Origin of the sequence: Aeromonas sp. FDAARGOS 1402, assembly GCF_019046925.1 — a bacterium.
In the GTDB taxonomy this organism is placed as follows: Bacteria; Pseudomonadota; Gammaproteobacteria; order Enterobacterales; family Aeromonadaceae; genus Aeromonas; species Aeromonas caviae.
Genome location: NZ_CP077201.1, coordinates 1,475,095 through 1,494,167, shown reverse-complemented (window position 1 = coordinate 1,494,167; position 19,073 = coordinate 1,475,095). Strand labels below are relative to the sequence as shown.

General features: G+C 57.2%; 16 protein-coding genes and 1 pseudogene. 9 read left to right on the top strand and 8 right to left on the bottom strand.

Going from position 1 to position 19,073, the window contains the following annotated elements; translation table 11 throughout:
- Window positions 1–100 precede the first annotated feature (100 nt).
- The 3 genes from I6L32_RS07135 (at window position 101) to I6L32_RS23645 (ending at window position 3,812) form a co-directional block, all read left to right on the top strand.
- Window positions 101–1,303: an ISL3-like element ISAeme19 family transposase gene (locus I6L32_RS07135; RefSeq protein ID WP_084865641.1), complete on the top strand. Its 1,203-nt coding sequence runs from the start codon at window positions 101–103 to the stop codon at window positions 1,301–1,303.
- A 791-nt stretch (window positions 1,304–2,094) separates the two neighbouring features.
- The gene (locus tag I6L32_RS07130) at window positions 2,095–3,387 is read left to right on the top strand and encodes an IS91 family transposase (RefSeq protein WP_014325823.1); all 1,293 of its coding nucleotides are present in this window, start codon (window positions 2,095–2,097) and stop codon (window positions 3,385–3,387) included.
- Window positions 3,388–3,716: 329 nt separating this feature from the next.
- Window positions 3,717–3,812: a hypothetical protein gene (locus I6L32_RS23645; protein ID WP_367950692.1), complete on the top strand. Its 96-nt coding sequence runs from the start codon at window positions 3,717–3,719 to the stop codon at window positions 3,810–3,812.
- A gap of 58 nt (window positions 3,813–3,870) precedes the next feature.
- On the opposite strand, the gene I6L32_RS07125 is transcribed toward I6L32_RS23645, so the two are convergent.
- The 3 genes and pseudogenes from I6L32_RS07125 to qacG2 all read right to left on the bottom strand — a co-directional run bounded on the left by I6L32_RS07125 (window position 3,871) and on the right by qacG2 (window position 5,453).
- Complete coding sequence (locus tag I6L32_RS07125; RefSeq protein ID WP_216944870.1) at window positions 3,871–4,377, bottom strand: pyridoxamine 5'-phosphate oxidase family protein; 507 nt, start codon at window positions 4,375–4,377, stop codon at window positions 3,871–3,873.
- Window positions 4,378–4,686: 309 nt separating this feature from the next.
- Window positions 4,687–4,962: pseudogene (locus I6L32_RS07120) on the bottom strand (transposase); the annotation flags it as partial.
- A gap of 158 nt (window positions 4,963–5,120) precedes the next feature.
- On the bottom strand, window positions 5,121–5,453 hold the full coding sequence (gene qacG2, locus I6L32_RS07115) for a quaternary ammonium compound efflux SMR transporter QacG2 (RefSeq protein WP_003830719.1): 333 nt from the start codon (window positions 5,451–5,453) through the stop codon (window positions 5,121–5,123).
- A 238-nt stretch (window positions 5,454–5,691) separates the two neighbouring features.
- On the opposite strand from qacG2, the gene intI1 reads away from it, so the two are divergent.
- The 5 genes from intI1 (at window position 5,692) to I6L32_RS07090 (ending at window position 10,014) form a co-directional block, all read left to right on the top strand.
- Window positions 5,692–6,705 carry a class 1 integron integrase IntI1 gene (gene intI1, locus I6L32_RS07110; RefSeq protein WP_000845048.1) on the top strand — a complete coding sequence of 338 codons (1,014 nt, stop codon included), beginning with the start codon at window positions 5,692–5,694 and terminating at the stop codon, window positions 6,703–6,705.
- Window positions 6,706–6,964: 259 nt separating this feature from the next.
- Entirely contained in the window at window positions 6,965–7,213 is a 249-nt protein-coding gene (locus I6L32_RS07105; protein ID WP_012585400.1) for a type II toxin-antitoxin system YafQ family toxin, read from the top strand.
- 126 nt (window positions 7,214–7,339) lie between these two features.
- The gene (locus I6L32_RS07100; protein ID WP_001173919.1) at window positions 7,340–7,915 is read left to right on the top strand and encodes a recombinase family protein; all 576 of its coding nucleotides are present in this window, start codon (window positions 7,340–7,342) and stop codon (window positions 7,913–7,915) included.
- A 525-nt stretch (window positions 7,916–8,440) separates the two neighbouring features.
- On the top strand, window positions 8,441–8,695 hold the full coding sequence (locus tag I6L32_RS07095; protein ID WP_017410478.1) for a helix-turn-helix domain-containing protein: 255 nt from the start codon (window positions 8,441–8,443) through the stop codon (window positions 8,693–8,695).
- Complete coding sequence (locus I6L32_RS07090; protein ID WP_042864682.1) at window positions 8,695–10,014, top strand: type II toxin-antitoxin system HipA family toxin; 1,320 nt, start codon at window positions 8,695–8,697, stop codon at window positions 10,012–10,014. Before I6L32_RS07095 ends, I6L32_RS07090 begins: the two co-directional genes overlap by 1 nt.
- A gap of 420 nt (window positions 10,015–10,434) precedes the next feature.
- Here the strand turns inward: I6L32_RS07090 and fhuB are convergent, their stop codons facing one another.
- From fhuB to I6L32_RS07065, 5 genes are read right to left on the bottom strand one after another with little or no spacing between them, the layout of a single operon-like run.
- The gene (gene fhuB, locus I6L32_RS07085) at window positions 10,435–12,417 is read right to left on the bottom strand and encodes a Fe(3+)-hydroxamate ABC transporter permease FhuB (RefSeq protein ID WP_216944869.1); all 1,983 of its coding nucleotides are present in this window, start codon (window positions 12,415–12,417) and stop codon (window positions 10,435–10,437) included.
- Window positions 12,414–13,316, bottom strand: coding sequence for an ABC transporter substrate-binding protein (locus I6L32_RS07080; RefSeq protein WP_049637230.1), 903 nt, complete (start codon window positions 13,314–13,316; stop codon window positions 12,414–12,416). Before I6L32_RS07080 ends, fhuB begins: the two co-directional genes overlap by 4 nt.
- Before the next feature lie 31 nt (window positions 13,317–13,347).
- On the bottom strand, window positions 13,348–14,112 hold the full coding sequence (locus tag I6L32_RS07075) for an ATP-binding cassette domain-containing protein (RefSeq protein ID WP_049637211.1): 765 nt from the start codon (window positions 14,110–14,112) through the stop codon (window positions 13,348–13,350).
- A gap of 46 nt (window positions 14,113–14,158) precedes the next feature.
- Window positions 14,159–15,805, bottom strand: a complete 1,647-nt coding sequence (locus I6L32_RS07070; RefSeq protein ID WP_216944868.1) for a multidrug ABC transporter permease/ATP-binding protein — start codon at window positions 15,803–15,805, stop codon at window positions 14,159–14,161.
- 60 nt (window positions 15,806–15,865) lie between these two features.
- On the bottom strand, window positions 15,866–17,974 hold the full coding sequence (locus I6L32_RS07065) for a TonB-dependent siderophore receptor (RefSeq protein WP_216944867.1): 2,109 nt from the start codon (window positions 17,972–17,974) through the stop codon (window positions 15,866–15,868).
- A 371-nt stretch (window positions 17,975–18,345) separates the two neighbouring features.
- On the opposite strand from I6L32_RS07065, the gene mioC reads away from it, so the two are divergent.
- The gene (gene mioC, locus I6L32_RS07060) at window positions 18,346–18,795 is read left to right on the top strand and encodes an FMN-binding protein MioC (RefSeq protein ID WP_039040628.1); all 450 of its coding nucleotides are present in this window, start codon (window positions 18,346–18,348) and stop codon (window positions 18,793–18,795) included.
- The last annotated feature ends 278 nt before the right edge of the window (window positions 18,796–19,073 follow it).

Sequence of the window (19,073 nt, the reverse complement as noted above, 5' to 3'; positions counted from 1 at the left end):
TTGGTTCTTCGCGGGATCTTGGGGAAGTGGAAGTTGACAGACAGGGTGCTGGTAAACTGGCTGTCTCCAAACACACCACCACCATCACCCTGCTGTCGCCGTGCATCATATTGATATTGCCTCCTTCTGGCCAGGTTATACCGTCATCGCCCAAGCGCTTTCTGCCAACCATCACACCCTGTTTACCCTTGAGCCTCGCGCCGACCTGTTGCCCCGTTGTCGCCGATGCCTGCAACCCACGCCATTGATCCACGACCAACGTATCCGCCGGGTGCGTGAGCGAGACCTATTTGACCGACAAGTCTGGTTACAACTGCCTGTTCGCCGCGTCGACTGTCTGCGCTGTGGTCGCGTCAGTGAACATATCGACTGGCTCCCCTCTGGCTCCCGCCTCACCCGGCGCATGCAGTGCTGGATTGAAGCGCTCGTTCAGTACCTCCCCATCCGCCATGTCAGCCAGCTCACCGGGGTCGGTTGGCACACCATCAAGGAGATCGACAAGCGCCGTTTGCAGACCAGTGTGGGCACCATCGAACTTGGGGAGGTGCGGCGGCTGGTGATGGATGAGTTTGCCCTGCACAAGGGACACCGCTATGCCACCGTGATCATGGATGCCGAGCGAACCCGCGTCCTGTGGGTGGGGCACGGCAACAGCCGGGCCGCTATCCGTCCCTTCTTCGAGCAGCTCGGCGAGCGATGCCAGCAGATTGAGGCGGTGGCGATGGACATGAACACGGCGTTCGACCTGGAGGTGAAGCAACACTGCCCGCAGGCGGAGGTGGTCTACGACCTGTTCCACGTGGTGGCTCGCTATGGCCGAGAGGTGGTGGACCGGGTGCGAGTGGAGCAGGCGAATGCACTGAAAAGCGATAAACCGGCGCGAAAAGTGGTCAAAAGTGCGCGTTGGTTGCTGCTACGTAATCGGGCGAAGCTGAGTGAAAAACAGGATGTGAAGTTGCAGGAGCTGTTGGCGGCGAATCAACCGCTGGCGATGGTGTACGTGCTGAAAGAGGCGTTGAAGGGCATCTGGTATGCGCCGAGCGTGTGGGAAGGATGGCGACGATGGCGGAGCTGGATGCGGCAGGTGAAGGAAAGCGGGCTAGCGCCGCTGCAACGATTTGGTCGAAATTTATCGAAATATATGCGGGGGATCCTGGCGAGTGCAAACTACCCGATGCACACGAGTGTGCTGGAAGGGGTGAACAACAAGATCAAAGTGATAAAGCGTATGGCATATGGATTTAGGGACTCAGAATACTTTTTTCTGAAAATCAAGGCGGCCTTCCCCGGAAAGCCGCGATGAACCCAAAAATTCCAGCCTAAGCAGACGGTTAATGATCCGGATCATCCATTTTGATACTCACATGGATGCGGCATGGATTCTGCGACTACGCGCAGAATGACGGGAAACCGGGCAGGCACAGGAGACGGCCCTTCGACAGGCCAGGGCGAACAGGGAGCGATGCACTGCCAAGAGCTAAACCCGTCGCCGAACAGAACTCGGTATTTCATCTACCCCGTTTGAGCAGCGCCAAGACGCCCAAGCAGCCAGCATCAAACTTGGTGGATCTGGCGGGTCGAGCCAACAGGACGTTGGCGAGATGAAGCCCGGCACATGGAAGTGCCGTCGAATTGCCCGCCAGAGACACCGAACAGGCCACAAAGCTAAATAGCGCTGCTCTATCGGGCCGCCGGAGGGTGCAGGGAGGCCGTGCGGGAACGGCCTCCCTGCCCGTCGCGCGGGGGCGGAACCCCGCATTCCCGCGCCGAAGGCGCAACAGCCACGCAGTGGCGAATGACCGCGCAGCGGTGCCAGCCACGTAAGTGGCTCTGCGTTCCCACGCTGGAGCATGGGAACGAGTAACAGCCTTTCGGCCAGCGGTGGCGGCGGTACTTGACGGGTTGGGATGCTGCTTTTGGGTAGGGGCGAATGATTATTCGCCCCTAACAAGTTGGCTTAACATTCGGTTGAGCTGCGAACGGGCTTGTCCCGTGAGTCCGCTCGAACCGGTTGTTAGGTGGCGCCAGTCCACATTTTCCATTATTTTCTTCGCAATTGCAAGCAAATGATCGTTTTCCTGCGTATGTATAGGTATGGGAACTTACATTCCCCATCGGGAAGGGATAATCCAGACCATAGTCCGCAATTCTCTAACCCAGTACCAAGCCTACGCAAGTCCATCGCAAACTATCCTTGACCGCCTTGAGCATTTTGCTGAATGTGCCGATTGGACCAAGGGTGTTGTTCGAATACGTTGCCATGATTGTGGACATTCGTACTTCAGGCCATTTTCGTGCAAGGTTTTCCACCTTTGCCCATCCTGTGACCAAAAACGGACCTTGCTCTATGCTGAATACCTGGCCGAGGATTTGCTCCTTGATCTACCGCATCGGCAATTTGTTTTTACGATTCCCAAGATTCTCAGACCATACTTTAAATCGGATAAGCGACTGTTTGGCGAGGTGTCCAGGCTGGTATTCTCCTTGCTTTCTGATTTTTTCTCCCTGGCAGCCGGTCAAGAACTACTATGTGCCTGTGTTGTCAGCTATCAGTCGTTTGGTGAATTCGCTCGATTCCACCCGCACTGGCATGTTCTGGTTCTGGAAGGTGGGTTCACCAAGTACGACCGCTTTGTATATTTACCAATTGGAGCCGACGAAGGGATGCTCAAGGTCTGGCAAGCAGCGATTATGGCTTTGTTTCTGCGAAAGGAACTAATAGATCAAGCCCGAGTGAACATGCTCAGAGACTGGAAGCATTCCGGCTTTAGCATCGAGAGCGAAACCAGACTATTCAACAAGGCCGATCGAGAAGCCCTCGGCCAGTATGTCGTTCGCGGCGCTACCTGTGCAGAAAAAATTCAGTATGATCCAGCTTCCGACACGATAATCTGGACAGCTAGCCCAAAGGGATTCTACAAAGGAAAAACAGAGACCTTCAAAGGCTTTGAATTCGTCGACCAGCTTGTGGCCCATTTACCACCAAGGCGGGTTCAATTGCTTCGTCGCTATGGCGTATATGCGGGCAAAGTCCGCAAGCAGTGGCAAGAGCGCCCCAATATTTATAGCCTGGCCCCAGAAAGTTGGCAAAAAGGTCATCCACGCGAATCCAAAATTGTTCCAGCCATACCTCAGGAGAAACCGGAAACTGTCCAAGTTTCCGATGCCTGGTCCAAGTTGCGCAAACAAAGTTGGGCACGGTTGTTACAGAAAGTCTATGAAGTTGACCCGTTTGTTTGCCCAAAATGCCAGGGAACAATGTCGGTTGTGGCGATAATCGAGGATCCCAAGGAGCTTGCCAAGATTATTAACTGGGCAAAGCAGCAGGAACGGGAGCAGCCAGTGGCCGTCTGTGCTCGTTCACCTCCTGAGCTTGCTTTGGTGTAGGTATAATACCCAAAAACGAAGTTTATGCGGAACAGGATAACACCTCGAAATCGGAGTTTATATGGCTTCGTGGGGGAGTTATGTGTTTGAGCTTTGTCGCATTAACGCGAATCAGGGGTTGACGGCAGAAATAGACTGGAATTACACTTCTTGGAGTCGGCGTTGCCGGAAAATTCTGATTGGATTAGTTGTTCGGGGTGCGAAAACAGTCGTAGTTCGGGGGAAAAACCGAATTTTGACCCGAAACCGCAAAAAACCCGAAATGACAGTTCCTATCAGTTCTTGATTATGTAGTTAGAATTGCTAAAGAATTACATTATTCAGATATTATGCTCAATGTATATTCATTTAATACTTATGCAATTAGCTTATATAAGAAAATGGGATTTAGGACATTAAAAAAGACCTGTACCACATATTTGTGATACAAGTCTTTCTTAACTTAATGACATTGGCTGTGATATGCACTCCTGCTTTTTCAAATCATTGTGGTTTCCCGCTTATGACAAGCTCTGTCGCCGCCTTCCCGGTCATATGCTCGACCTTGATTTCCACTACGCATAGTCTGCTCCATGCCTTTTCGATCTCAACCTTGCCTTCCTTTACAAAATCAGGAGAGTATTTCTGCACCTGGATCTCCATCGCATGCTGTTTTTCCTCCATGTCTTCCAGAATTCTGGCCCGACCAAAAATCGAGACGCTGCGAAAATGTGTCGTGAAGGTTTCCTGGATCACGTCGTCCTTGTCGATGACACTGAAGGTCACCTTGTCATTCTGTTTGATACCGTCAATCTTATGGCCTTCATAGGCGCAATGAAAGTAAAGCCTGTCACAGTCTGCTCCCTCTTCGAATGCATAGCTGACAGGAACGGTATAGGGATAACCGCCATCGCCATTCACCCCAAGTACCCCCGCTGTGCGGGCTTTTAAAATTCCCACCGTTTCTTCTTTGGTCAATAATTGTTTGATCCTTCTCATCTCTCTGAACATCACTGCACTCTCCTTTATGTTATTTGCTTTTGCACCAGCGTCTGATGATTTGATATTCCTGTTCGGTGATCCCGAAAAAAGCATTCAGCATATTGTCTATTACCTAAATTCCACGTGCATTTTTTATTAGCTTAAAAGAACACTATTTCAAGAAGAATTTAAACTGATACTCCCACATTGTAACATTATTTACCACCACCTTTCAATCTTTTTCAATAAATTATTGATTGCAACTTTGGAGTAAAGATACTTATTAAACCCTGCAAGTTATCCACAGAGCAACACTCGATTTTCAAGATGATATCTTTATTATACCAGACATTTTTCATACACTTCCTTGTACGGATAGTTTTCTGACAAATTCATAATTACAGTTCTTGCGGTTTTAATGATTTTGGCTGCAAGAAATACATACTTCAAACGAAAGGTCTTTATTTGCTGTCTGTATTCTGAAGGCTCTAAGGAATCAATCTTGAACAACAAAAACAGGTTATATGAAAGCATCATCATTTGAAACACCGCTTCATTTGCCCAAAATGATTTAAGTAAAAGATGACCCACCGCCATGTCGTATTTGGCTTCTTTCTTCTCTTATTGATGAATATTTATCTTCTCTTTCCGCGCGCGCAGCGCCAAGCTAACGTTTGACGTGAGGGGCCGCCGTAGCGGCGAAGCCGCGAAGGGAACCCGCAAGCGCAGCTTGTGGGCGGTCCCTCTCGACGGAATGGTTAGATGCGACCGTTTTAGTGAACACTTGCCTTAGATAGCAAGTTGAGCACAGCAACGCCGCTGATAATGAAGCCGACACCAACAAATCCCCACATATCTAGTTTTTGACCATGCAAAACCCATGCAATCGCAGTGACCAAGACGATCCCGAGGCCCGACCAAACTGCGTAGGCGATTCCAACAGGAATCGATTTGAGTGTCAGCGACAGGAAATAAAAAGCAGCAGCGTATCCCGCTACGACGATAAAAGACGGTACTAACCTAGTAAAGCCCTCACTAGACTTGAGCGCAGAGGTTGCAATGACCTCAAAAATAATGGCCGTAGCCAGAAATAACCAATTTTTCAAAATATTTCTCCATGGAGTTCCGCGAAGAAATTTTAGGTTCGATTTAAGAAAAAAAACAGTCTTGTTGCTGGCCGAAATTTGTGCGCACAGCAAAGCATCTAACTTTGTTTTAGGGCGACTGCCCTGCTGCGTAACATCGTTGCTGCTCCATAACATCAAACATCGACCCACGGCGTAACGCGCTTGCTGCTTGGATGCCCGAGGCATAGACTGTACAAAAAAACAGTCATAACAAGCCATGAAAACCGCCACTGCGCCGTTACCACCGCTGCGTTCGGTCAAGGTTCTGGACCAGTTGCGTGAGCGCATACGCTACTTGCATTACAGCTTACGAACCGAACAGGCTTATGTCCACTGGGTTCGTGCCTTCATCCGTTTCCACGGTGTGCGTCACCCGGCAACCTTGGGCAGCAGCGAAGTCGAGGCATTTCTGTCCTGGCTGGCGAACGAGCGCAAGGTTTCGGTCTCCACGCATCGTCAGGCATTGGCGGCCTTGCTGTTCTTCTACGGCAAGGTGCTGTGCACGGATCTGCCCTGGCTTCAGGAGATCGGAAGACCTCGGCCGTCGCGGCGCTTGCCGGTGGTGCTGACCCCGGATGAAGTGGTTCGCATCCTCGGTTTTCTGGAAGGCGAGCATCGTTTGTTCGCCCAGCTTCTGTATGGAACGGGCATGCGGATCAGTGAGGGTTTGCAACTGCGGGTCAAGGATCTGGATTTCGATCACGGCACGATCATCGTGCGGGAGGGCAAGGGCTCCAAGGATCGGGCCTTGATGTTACCCGAGAGCTTGGCACCCAGCCTGCGCGAGCAGCTGTCGCGTGCACGGGCATGGTGGCTGAAGGACCAGGCCGAGGGCCGCAGCGGCGTTGCGCTTCCCGACGCCCTTGAGCGGAAGTATCCGCGCGCCGGGCATTCCTGGCCGTGGTTCTGGGTTTTTGCGCAGCACACGCATTCGACCGATCCACGGAGCGGTGTCGTGCGTCGCCATCACATGTATGACCAGACCTTTCAGCGCGCCTTCAAACGTGCCGTAGAACAAGCAGGCATCACGAAGCCCGCCACACCGCACACCCTCCGCCACTCGTTCGCGACGGCCTTGCTCCGCAGCGGTTACGACATTCGAACCGTGCAGGATCTGCTCGGCCATTCCGACGTCTCTACGACGATGATTTACACGCATGTGCTGAAAGTTGGCGGTGCCGGAGTGCGCTCACCGCTTGATGCGCTGCCGCCCCTCACTAGTGAGAGGTAGGGCAGCGCAAGTCAATCCTGGCGGATTCACTACCCCTGCGCGAAGGCCATCGGTGCCGCATCGAACGGCCGGTTGCGGAAAGTCCTCCCTGCGTCCGCTGATGGCCGGCAGCAGCCCGTCGTTGCCTGATGGATCCAACCCCTCCGCTGCTATAGTGCAGTCGGCTTCTGACGTTCAGTGCAGCCGTCTTCTGAAAACGACAGTTTTTGTGTCATTTTCAGAAGACGACTGCACCAGACAACGCGGTTTGAAGGCTGTTGTGCAGTCGTCTATTGAACGAACAGTATCAGGAGTCCGCTGCACGAATGATGACCTCAAGCCGGTTCTGGTCGCGCTGGCGACCGATCAGCCCCTGGATGTGCGATACCGCGACCACGATCTTTCCGGCGATTGGGCGGGCTACCGCGAATGCCACATCAAGCCCGACCTGCTGCTGATCTACCGCAAGTCCGACGCCGACACCCTGCGACTGGCGCGGCTTGGCTCCCATAGCGAGCTGTTCGGCTGATGCCAGTCGCCTTGTCCGCCAAACGATCATTAGGCGGCCAAACCGGACGCCTGTCCGAAAACATCTTGCGCAACGGGATGACGGACAATAAGATAGGCGGACGGTATAACGGACAAATGGGCGGAAATGGCACTCATCGGCTATGCGCGGGTATCGACGGCGGAACAGGACACCGCCTTGCAGACGGATGCGCTGCGCAATGCAGGCTGCGAACGGGTTTTCGAGGACACGGCATCCGGGGCCAAGGCAGACCGGCCCGGCTTGGCCGATGCGCTGGCTTATCTGCGCGATGGCGATGTGCTGGTCGTCTGGCGGCTGGATCGGCTTGGCCGCTCCCTGCCGCACCTGATTGAGACGGTCGGCAAGCTGGAAGCACGGGGCGTCGGCTTCCGCTCGTTGACTGAAAACATCGACACCACCACGCCGGGCGGACGGCTCATCTTCCATGTGTTCGGTGCGCTGGGCCAGTTCGAGCGCGACCTGATCCGCGAGCGCACCAAGGCCGGGTTGACCGCTGCCGCCGCACGCGGGCGCAAAGGCGGACGCAAGCCGGTTGTCACTGCCGACAAGTTGCAACGAGCGCGGGAGCTTGTCGCCAACGGCTTGAATGTCCGCGAGGCCGCCGCACGCCTCAAGGTAGGAAAAACCGCTCTCTACGCTGCCTTGCAGGCGGCCAGTTCTGGCAGTGCAGCCGACTCCTGATATTTCGTGCAGTCGCCTTCTGAAAACGACAGCATTTTAAATGGTTCCAAAATAGTTTTTTGCCACCCGAGATGTAGTTCCCATTAGGTATACCTTTTTAGAACCACCACATGACGATCGAAACACAACCTTTCGATAGCCTTTTGATCTGACAGCACAAACTTTAAGTGTGATCCGTCATCACAAAGTCGCTTTTGAGTTGTATTTGAGTATTTAAGCGACGTTGCTCACCATTCCTGATCTGCTGAATGGGATGCCAAAGGAGGAAATCTACAGAAGCTGGGCTTTGAGGTGAGTCATCTTTTCGACTCACCGAACAAGCCAGCAGCCAAGCGTAGCGCGGCAGTTCTTTACCCCATGGCTTGGTAATCTCCCCGTCTGCTGTTCTCTTACCCGCTATAGGGGATAAATGTTAGATACCGCCTACAGCGTGTAAGTTACATTTACCACCTGTAACAGGTAAATATTGATATACCTGCCATAGCGTGTAAATTGGAAGAAGGCACGCTACCAGGTTGTCGAATCATGAAAGTAACCAGCGCCAAGCAGCTGAGCGCCTGTATCAAGGATGCCAGGCTTTCTCAAAAGCTCTCTCAAGGCAAAGTGGCCGAGAAAGTGGGGATTAGGCAAGACACAGTCTCCAGCTTCGAGCTCAATCCTGAGTCCACCAAGCTGGAAACCCTGTTCAAGATCCTCGCAGCACTCGAATTGTCAGTGGATATCAAACCCCGCAATGAGTCATCCGAGAGTCCGGCATCGGGCTGGAAGGAGGAGTGGTAATGGCCAATCTGGCTGTCTACATGAACGGCTATCGGGTAGGCACATTCACCAAAACTACCAGCGGCGCCCATCAGTTTCAGTACCATGAGTCATGGCTAGCACAACCGGGCAGCCGTCCGATCTCACTCTCCATGCCATTGCGCCATCAGGCCTACCGGGGCGATGAAGCCTATAACTTCTTCGACAACCTGCTGCCAGATAATACGGAGGTGAGAAACAGGGTTGTAGCACGCTATCAAGCGGCATCAACCCAGCCCTTCGATCTGCTCAGTTGCATTGGCCAGGATAGCGTAGGGGCATTACAGCTGGTTACCGAAGGGCACGATGTTCCAGATGTCAGGCGAATCGACTACAAGGCACTTTCCGATGACGAGCTCGAGCAGATCCTGACCAGCTACAAATCAGGAATCCCTTTGGGGATGGTCAGGGAGCAAGAGGAGTTCCGGATCTCTATCGCCGGGGCGCAAGAAAAGACTGCGCTGCTCTATATCGATGGCCGTTGGTACTTGCCACTCAAAGCAACGCCGACAACCCACATTATCAAACTCCCTATCGGCAAGATTGAAAGCCACTCCTACTCGATAGACCTCTCCCAGAGCGTAGAAAACGAATATCTCTGCACTCTGATTGCCAAGGAGTTTGGTCTACCCGTACCTCACTGCTTCATGATGCAGGTTGGCCAGGTCAAAGCACTGGCTGTGGAACGCTTCGACAGACGTTACGCTGCCGATCGCAGTTGGATAATGCGCCTTCCCCAAGAAGATTTCTGTCAGGTATTGAATGTTCCGTCAGCACGGAAATACGAGAGCCATGGAGGACCAGGGATCACAGACATCATGAAAACCTTGCTGGGCTCTGCGACACCAGAACAGGATCGCTACCTGTTCATGAAATCTCAGGTCCTGTTCTGGCTGCTGGCAGCCACCGATGGCCATGCAAAGAACTTCTCGGTCTTTATTGAACCGGAAGGGCGTTTTCGCCTGACCCCTTTTTACGACATCCTATCTGTCTATCCAGTGTTTGGTGGCCGAGGCCTCAACCGAAGGGACGCCAAGCTCGCTATGGGCCTAGCAAGCAGCAAGGGAAAGAAGTACTCCATTGAGCAGATATTCCCGCGTCATTTCTTCCAAACGGCAAAAACTGTGGGATTTGAGCGTTCTGCTATGGAAGAGATCCTGACAGAACTGGCCAACTCCGTTGATGATGTTATTGAGCGCGTTACCCAGCAATTGCCAGCAGACTTCCCCGATACCATCAGCAGCACCATTCTAGAGGGCCTAAAAGCCCGCTCAGCCAGGCTGATAAAGGGTTGGGATTAAATTGGCGGTATGTGGGATGACTGCACGGTTAGCCAAACTACCTATGGGGAAACTTGCACGGTTCGAAGAGTAAAGCGGCTTTCTAGGCACCGGACGATGCTATAGTCGGTTCAAAATATGTTCAAAACTCACCTAAAAGGCGGCTTTGACTGCGTGTGGTGGCATCGCGTTGATTCATATGGGAAGGCTGCACGATCGAGAATGGACTATATGGGAACGCTGCACGATGGCAGAAACCCGTGAGCGGCCTCTCAATATGCTGTTTTAGTTACTTTTACCCCAAGTGGCCCCCGAAAAGTCACTAACATATTGAAGATAATAAATTATTTACATTCTGCATCGGCAAGTAAATCCGCAGAGCAGGCAATGAAAAGCCCGGGTTCATCCCGGGCTTTTTTTGTGCGCTTTTCATCCACCGACCTAGAGACGGCGCAGGCACCACATGAAGTAAGCGCCCCCTAACAGGGTGGATACAAGACCGACGGGCACCTCCTGGGGAAAGAGGATCTGCTGGCCGATCCAGTCCGCCGACACCATCAGCAAAGCGCCACAGCCTGCGGCGCCGAGCAGGTGCCAGCGCGCCCTCACCAGCCCCATCAATCTGGCCAGGTGCGGCGCCAGCAGACCGGCAAAGGAGAGCGGGCCTATCACCATGGTGGCACTGGCGGTGAGCACGGCCACCAGCAGCAGGATGGTGAGCTGGGCGCGGCCGAGATGGATCCCCAGAGCCGTCGCTACCGCCGGCCCCATGGGCATGAGATCGAGCCAGCGGCTCACCAGCAGGCAGGCTGCCAGCATCAGCAGCGCCAACACCACCAGGGCAAGGGCCACCGGCTGGGTGACGTAATAGGTGGAGCCGGACATCCAGGAGAGCAGTTGCTGCACCCGCAGGTCGCCGTTGGCCAGGGCGATGGCCTGCAACGGCTCGAACAGCGCCGTGATGGCGATGCCAGACAGCAGTATCCGCTCCGGCTGGAAGCCGTTGCGCCGGTTGATAAGCACCAGCAGCAACAGGCAGGCGAAGGCGCCCATCAACCCCCCCAGCAGCATCATGGGCAGCGGCAAGGCGGGCAGCAACAGGGCCGCCGCAATCACCCCCATGAAGGTGCCACCGCTCACCCCCAGCAGCTCGGGGCTCGCCATGGGGTTGTTGCTGACTCGCTGCAACAGGGTGCCAGCCAGCGCCAGCAACACGCCTGCGGCACCCGCTGCCAGCGTGCGCGGCAAGCGCCACTCCAGCTGGGCCTGCCACCGCAGCCAGCTCGGCCAACCCCAGCCGCCCATCCCCTGCCCAAACAACAGGGAGGCGATCACCGCCGCAGCCAGCCCCAACACCATCAGGCCGACAAGGCGGGTCGGCGCCGGATGGCGGGCCAACAACAGAGAGGAGTTCGCCTTAGGCGCACTCTGCTTGATGCCAAGACGCGGGATCAGCCAGAGCAGCAGCGGTGCCCCCAACAGGGCCGTCATGGCGCCGGTCGGGATCAGCACAGGCCAGAACCGGCTCAGGGTCTGCAGCAGCAGATCGGTGGCCGCCAGCAACAGGGCGCCGAGGATGGGTGTCCACAGCAGCCGCTGGGCCAGTTTTCTGACCCCCAGCAGCCGCACCATGGCGGGCGCCGCCAGCCCGATAAAACCGATCAGCCCCACCACGCTCACCACGCAGGCGGTGATGAAGACCGCGAGGCCGAGACCGGCGAATCTCAGGTGCTTGAGAGAGACCCCCAGGCTGCGAGCGCTGGCATCGTCCAGCTCCAGCACTGCCAGCGGGCGCACCAGCACCGCCGCCAGCATCGCGGCCAGTAGCAACCGTGGCAGCAGATAGCCGACGCCGCTCCAGCTGTTCTGGGCCAGAGATCCGCTCCCCCACACCAGCAACCCTTTGAGCTCCTCCTGGAAGAACAGCAGCAATCCCATGCTGATGGCGGCCAGATAGAGGTTGATCACCAGCCCTGCAAAGACGATGACCACGGGATTGAGCTGACGGCGCCAAGCCAGGGCGAAGACCAGCCCCATGGCCAGGCTTCCCCCGGCCATGGCGATCCACTCCCGCCCGATCAGCAGCCAGGAGGGGGCGAGCAGGGTCACCATCATCAGCGCCAGCTGGGCGCCGGAGGCCACCCCCAGGGTGGTGGGCGAGGCCAGGGGATTGCGCAGCACCTGCTGCATCAGGGTACCGGCGAGCCCGAGGGCGGCACCGGCCAGCAGACAGATGGCAAGGCGCGGCAGCCAGCTGAAATGGACCACCGCCTGGCGAGCATCGTCCAGCTCGGGGGAGAACAGGGCCTGCCACCAGAGCGCCCCCGGCAGTTGACGCGACAGCTCGGCGCAAGCCAGCCCCAGTGTCAGCACCAACAGGCAGAGACCCGGGCGCAGCAGGGGCGAAGAAAGAGAAGAGCTCATTGATTTGATCCCCCGGTTGCTCTGTGGACAGCCTGCTCCCGCAAGGCACCGTCCAGCAGGGTGGCGAAGCGGCGGGCCGCCAATATGCCACCAAAACTCCATGTCGCAGGCAGATGGATCACTGGATTGTTCTGTACCAGCGGGAGATGCTGCCACAATCCAGGCTCTTGAAGTTTTTCACCAACTCCTACGGGCACGGGGTCCACCACCACCAGCCTGGCATCCGGCATCCCGAGAAACTGCTCCAGGCTCGCGACCGAGAATCCCCAGGCATTGGTCTCTCCCTGCCAGGCGTTGCGAAGGCCGAGGCGCTGCATCACTGCCTCGAACAGGCTGCCACGGCCAAACACCCGCACATGGCGCTCATCGATGAACTGCACCACCAGCAAGGGGGGCAGATCGGCGGGCTGCGCCGCCTGCATCTGTGCCAGATCCTGCTCCAGTGCGGCGAGCTGGCGTTCGGCCTCCGCCTCTTTGTTGACCAGGGCAGCTATGGTCAGGGTCGCTTCCCGCAGTCGCTGCCACAGATCGGTGCCCGGTTCATACAGGGCGATGGAGTGCACCGGCGCGATGCGGGAGAGAGTCGGCGCCAGGGGGGCCGCCAGCGGCGAGATGAGAATAAGATCCGGTTTGAGCTCCGCCAACAGTTCCCGGTTGGGCTGGGCACGCAGCCCGATATCGATCACCCCGGCAGGAAGCTGGGGTTCACCGACCCAGGCGCGATAGGGGGCCACATCCCCCACCGCCATCGGGGTGACCCCCAGAGCCAGCAGGGTCTCGGCTATGGTCCAGTCCACTGTGGCGATGCGAGGCGTGGCGCTGGTGGCGTCGGTGGCGGTGACAAGCTGCCCGGCCTCCCCTGCCAGGGGCAGCAGCAGACTGAGCAGACAGGGCGCCATCTTCAATAAACGGTTCAAGAGCGGTCCCCGGTCAGACGATGGCGATGGCGTGGTCATGGGCCGGATGGCGAATGACCTCCATGGGGATGCCATAGATGGCGTTCAGGGTCTCCCCTGTCATGATCTGTTCGGGCTCGCCGTGGGTCAGCAGACGGCCGGAGTGCAGCGCCACCAGCCGATCGCAGAAACGGGAGGCCATGTTGATGTCGTGAATGACGATGATGACCCCGAGGTTGAGCTGGCGGCTGAGCTGCTTGACGAGCGTGAGCACCTCCACCTGATGGGCCACGTCCAGGGCGGCCAGCGGCTCGTCCAGCAGGATGAAACGGCTCTCCTGAGCCAGCAGCATGGCGAGCCAGACTCGCCCCCGCTCACCGCCGGAGAGGGTATCCACCAGCCGATCGGCAAAGCGTTCGGTGTGGGTCAGGGCGATGGCACGCTCCACCTGACGGTGATCTTCCGCTCCCATCCGGCCCAGCAGTCCGCGCCAGGGGTAGCGCCCCATCTCCACCAGTTCGCGGCCGAGCAGGTTTTCGGCACTCGGCAGGTGCTGGGGCAGATAGGCCACCTGACGGGCAAACTCCCGGTGGCCCCAGGCAGACAACGGCTGGTCATCGAACAGGATCTCCCCGCCGCTGTGGGGTTGCTGGCGCGCCAGCAGCTTGATCAGGGTCGATTTGCCCGACCCGTTGTGGCCGATGAGGCCATAGACCCGACCTTGCTCGAAGCGAAGGCTGGTGGGGTGCAGCAGCGTGCGGTCATTGACCGCGAAGCTGGCGGATTTCATCTCGAACATAAGCAATTCCTGTGCTGGCTTGCTGCCAGTCTCATCGGTGCCAGCATCAGGCCGGCACCTTGCCATCCAGATGGGCGACCGCATCCCGGCTCACCTGCTCGCGCTGCTCGCCGGTCAGTTCGGTGAGACGGCCCTGGCGCATCTCCAGCAGGCGATCGGCCAGAGAGAAGTAGTGATCGTCGTGGCTGATGGCGATCACCGTCTTGCCCATCTCCTTGAGGCGCGGCAACAGCACCTGATAGAAGATGCGGCGGAACTGGGGATCCTGATCCGCGGCCCACTCGTCGAACAGCATCACCTCCCGCTGCTCTGCAAGGGCCAGCAGCAGGGCGACCCGCTTGCGCTGGCCCTGGGAGAGGTCGATATCGGCGATGAAGCCATCCTTGATGGCAAGCTTGCTGCCCATCTGCAACCGCTCAAGCCACTCGGCGACCAGCGCCTCTTTCGGCTCGGGCCCCAGCAAATGCTGGAACAGGTGGTAGTCGGTGAAGATGGCGGAGAAGAGCCCCAGATAGCCGTTGCGATCGGTGACCGGCTCCCCATCCAGCAGGATCCGGCCAGAGACCGGTTGATAGAGCCCGGTCAGCAGCATGGCCAGGGTCGACTTGCCGGAGCCATTGCCACCGATGAGGAATATCTGCTCCCCCCGCTCGATCACCAGATTGATGGGGCCCACGGAGAAACCGCCCTCCCCCTGGTAGTGAAAGCTCACCTGCTCCAGCTCGATGCGCTGCCAGGGGCGAGGCGCAGGCGGCAACGGGAACGCCTCGTCCGGCTCCGCCAGATTGAGGGCAGCTATCTTGTCGAATGCCACCTGGGCGGCGATCAGGGTCGGCAAGGCTCCGATCCCTTGTAGCAAGGGAGTGCGCAGGAACAGCAGGGTCAGGGCGAAGGTGGCGGCCACATTGGTGTTGGCCCAGCCCAGCCCGTTGGCCAGGAAGAAGACCAGGCCGATGGCACCCAGCATCATGATGTTCGACCAGTTCACCGCGCTCAGGTGGTAGGTATCGGCGCGGATGATCTGCTCCCGGTAGTCCCGGGCATTCTGCTCATAGAGCTGGTGGTAGACGAAGTGGGCACGCTCGCGGTTGAGCGCCAGCTCCTTGCACCCGGCGATGATGGACTGGTAGTTCTGGTAGAGCCTGTCTTCGGCCTGGCGCATGTGCGCCAGGTGGCGATAGACCCGGTTCACCAGCAGCCAGCCCACCACCATGGTCACGGTGACCCAGAGGGCGGTAACACCGAGCAAGGCGGGAGAGAGCAGGCCAAGGTAGATGATGGAGCCCAGGGTGAGCACCAGACCCTGTACCAGTTCCGGCAGGCGCACGAAGGCGATGGTGATCTGACCGATGTCGCTGGAAAGGGAGGCCAGGAGCGGCCCCTGCCCTATTTGACGCAGACGGGCGACGTCGGTATCCAGCAGTTGCTTGAGCAGGCGGCCACGCAACCGGTAGACGAAATGGTGACCCAGGGTGGTCAGGGCCAGTTGGGATCCGAGCGTGATCACCAGCAGCAGCAAGACCAGGCCGACAAGCTGACCCAGGATCGGCAGCGGATCCTCGACTGATTCGATAAGTGATTGATTGATGAAGGCAATGACGCCTATCCCGCTGACAGCACTCAGCAGGCTGAGCAGGGTAATGGCGATGAAGGGCCAACGGTATTGGCGATAAACCAGTGACAAGAGTTCCATGACAGGCCTGTAGATGAATGGAAGGAGGGCGGGAGCCTTCGCCCCCGCCCGGCCTGTCGCTTACCAGCGGTAGTTGACGGTGCCGACTATGCTGCGCGGCTCGCCGTAGTAGCAGTAGTAGTCGCAGCTCGCCACATAGGTGTCGTTCAGCAGGTTGTTGACGTTGATCTGGGCACGCCAGTTCTTGGCAAAGTCATACCCGATCATCGCATCCCATACAGTGTGTGCCGGTACCTTGGCGGAACCATAGATGGGGGTGTAGTCCGCATTCACCGCGCCGATGCCGACGCTGGAACCCACATAGCGCACGCCGGAACCCAGCTCAAGACCGGATACCGGGCCCTGCTGCACCTTATAGTTGCCCCAGAAGGAGGCCTGGTGGCGCGGGATCAGGCTCGCACGACGATCGCCGTTGCCGGTGTCGTTGGTCTTGGCATCGGTATAGGTATAGGCAGCGGTCAGGCGCAACGCCTCGGTGGCCTGCACGCTCCCTTCCAGCTCGACCCCCTGGGAGGTCACTTCACCGGCCTGGGTCTGCTGGCCGGAGCCGGTAGAGACCAGGGAGTTGGTCTGCTCCAGATCGAACAGCGCCAGGTTGATGTAGCCATCGAGGAAGCTGGGTGCGTACTTGATCCCGGTCTCGTAGAGCTTGCCTTCCAGCGGCTTGTAGGAATTGCCGGTGTTGGGGTCTATCCCCGGCAGCACTTCGAAGGATTCCGCATAGGCGAAGTAAGGGGAGAGACCGTTGTCGGCCAGGTACATCAGGCTGCCGGAGAGAGAGAGGTTGTCGTCGTACTGTTTCTCGTTCTTGCTCTTGGCTTCGCTGATGTTGTGGGTTTCCACGTAATCGAAACGACCGCCCGCGGTCAGCAGCCAGCGATCATCCCAGCGGATCTGGTGCTGGGCATAGAGGCCGCTCTGGCCCTTGGTGCTCTTCTGGTGGGTCGCGGTGGATTCATCAAAACCGGGGAAACCGCTGTAATCCGGGTTCATGGTGTTGATGGCGCCCATGCCATAGTTGTCGGCTTCCTGGCCTTCATTGACATGGCGCTGCAGATCCACCCCCAGCAGCAGGGTCTGCTCCGTGCTGTCGGTGTTCCAGTAGCCCACCATCTGGTTGTCCATGGTAGCGCTCTTGGTATCCCCATCCCGGTAGACCAGGCCGCGGTAGGCGGTGGTGCCTTCATAGGTCGGGAAGATATAGGTCTGGCGCAGCAGCAGATCGTTGTAGTTGAAGCGAACGTTCTGCTTGAACTCCCAGGTCTGGTTGAGCTGGTGGGCCAGCTCGTACCCGGCGGAGATCTGGGTATTGCGATTGCGATCGTAATCCGGCTGGCTCAGGTTGGTGGAGGGATCGATCTGGCCGCCGGAGGTATTCAGGGTGCCGTAAACCGGGAAGAAGCCGTTGGTCGGCACCCCTTCATCGTGCTTGAAGCTGGAAAGCAGCGTCAGCGTGGTGCGATCCGAAATATCCAGGGTCACGCTCGGCGCCAGATAGGCGCGCTCGTTGTAGGTGCCATCCAGCACGCCGTCCCGCTCGTTGTAGAGGGCCACCAGACGATAACGGCTGTTGTCGGTAAGGGTGTCGGAGACATCCACCCCGACCTGGCGCAGATCCCGGTTGCCCAGTTGCAGGTTCACCAGTCCCTGCGGGGTCGCGGTCGGACGCTTGCTGATGGCGTTGATGACGCCTCCGGGAGGGGCTTCGCCATACAGAATGGAGGCCGGGCCTTTGAGCACTTCCACGCTCTCAAGGCCGAAGGGCTCCGGGGTCCAGACATAGTAACCGGTGCTGAACAGGCGGTTGCCATCCAGGTAAGAAGCCGCATCGAAGCCGCGCACCTTGAACCAGTCAGCATCCGTGTCCGAACCATAGGACTGGGACAGGACGCCGGAGCGATAGCGCAGGGACTCGTCTAGCTTGAGTACGGCGTGCTGGTCCAGCTCTTCGCGATTGACCACGGAGACGGCACGGGGGGTCTCTGCCATGGGGACCTCGACCTTCATGGCGGTCCCGGTAACGACCATGGTTTCGCCCGCCTTGGGCAACTCTTTATCCGCCTGTTCCGCCGCCAACACGGGCAGGGACGCCAGCAGACAGGAGAGCGGCAGCAGCTGTGCGCCTCTCTTTCGCATCACGGCATTCGGGGTATTTTTTTGCGCAATCATATAAGTGTCTCAAATATCAATAAGTTATGTTTGATTTCTTATTATGGGTGCCCAATTGGACCGGTCAGCCCGGCGCCTCAGGCGAATAAAGCAGCGCCATGCTACTACAGGTGCCGTGATCGAATCGATTCAATAATTGCTAATCATTTGCATCTGCATTGTTAATTAATGTTTTGAAGTGTCGTTTGACAACGAAAGGTGCGATGAGGTCGCAACAGGCGGAAAGAAGGCGCCACGACGGCCACGAGACCGGTTTTGGCTGCAAAAAAGTGGACAGGATCCTTATCCCCAAGCTTTATCCATATTTATCCACATGCTTTGGCGGTAAGATCCCCCCTCTTCACTTTTTCGATGACATCAGGATCCATTCCATGGCCAAACTCAACCTCGTCGTCGGCTCCATGCTGGGGGCCTCCGAATATGTCGCAGATCATGTGGTCGGCCTGCTTGAACAGGCGGGCCACCAGGCGGAGATCCACAACCCCGCCAGCCTGGCCAGGATCCTGACCGAGCCAGAAGCCATCGTGCTGGTGGTCACTTCCACCCATGGAGCGGGGGACGTACCCGACAATCTGCAGCCCTTTGCCCGGGATCTTGCCGAACAGCAGCCGGATCTCGCCGCCTTCAAGTACGGAGTGATCGCCCTGGGGGATCGCAGCTATGACACCTTCTGCCAGGGCGGCAAGACGCTGGATCGGCTGCTGGCCGGGTGCGGTGCCAGCCGACTGGGGGATCTCCTGGAAATAGACGTGACCCAGCACGAGATCCCCGAAGATGCCGCAGAAACCTGGATCCACGACTGGATGACCTTGATCGGCTGATCAGGACCAGGGAGATCCGGTCACGACCCCCGATCTCCCTGGTTATCCCCAGATCCCTATCCACCAGGTTATTAACAGGTGGATCCGGATAAGTTTTTCCCGAGAGCTCCCCACATGAGCTCGGATAATTGTGTATAACTTAGGTGCTAAGCTCTGCAAAACCTATAGTTATTCATGTATTAGATCTTGTCGACCATGTATCTGTGTATAAAAACCCATGTTATCCCCCCGTTCGCCCCCTCTGGATCCAAGCTTTTCCACAAGCAGCGATCGACCTT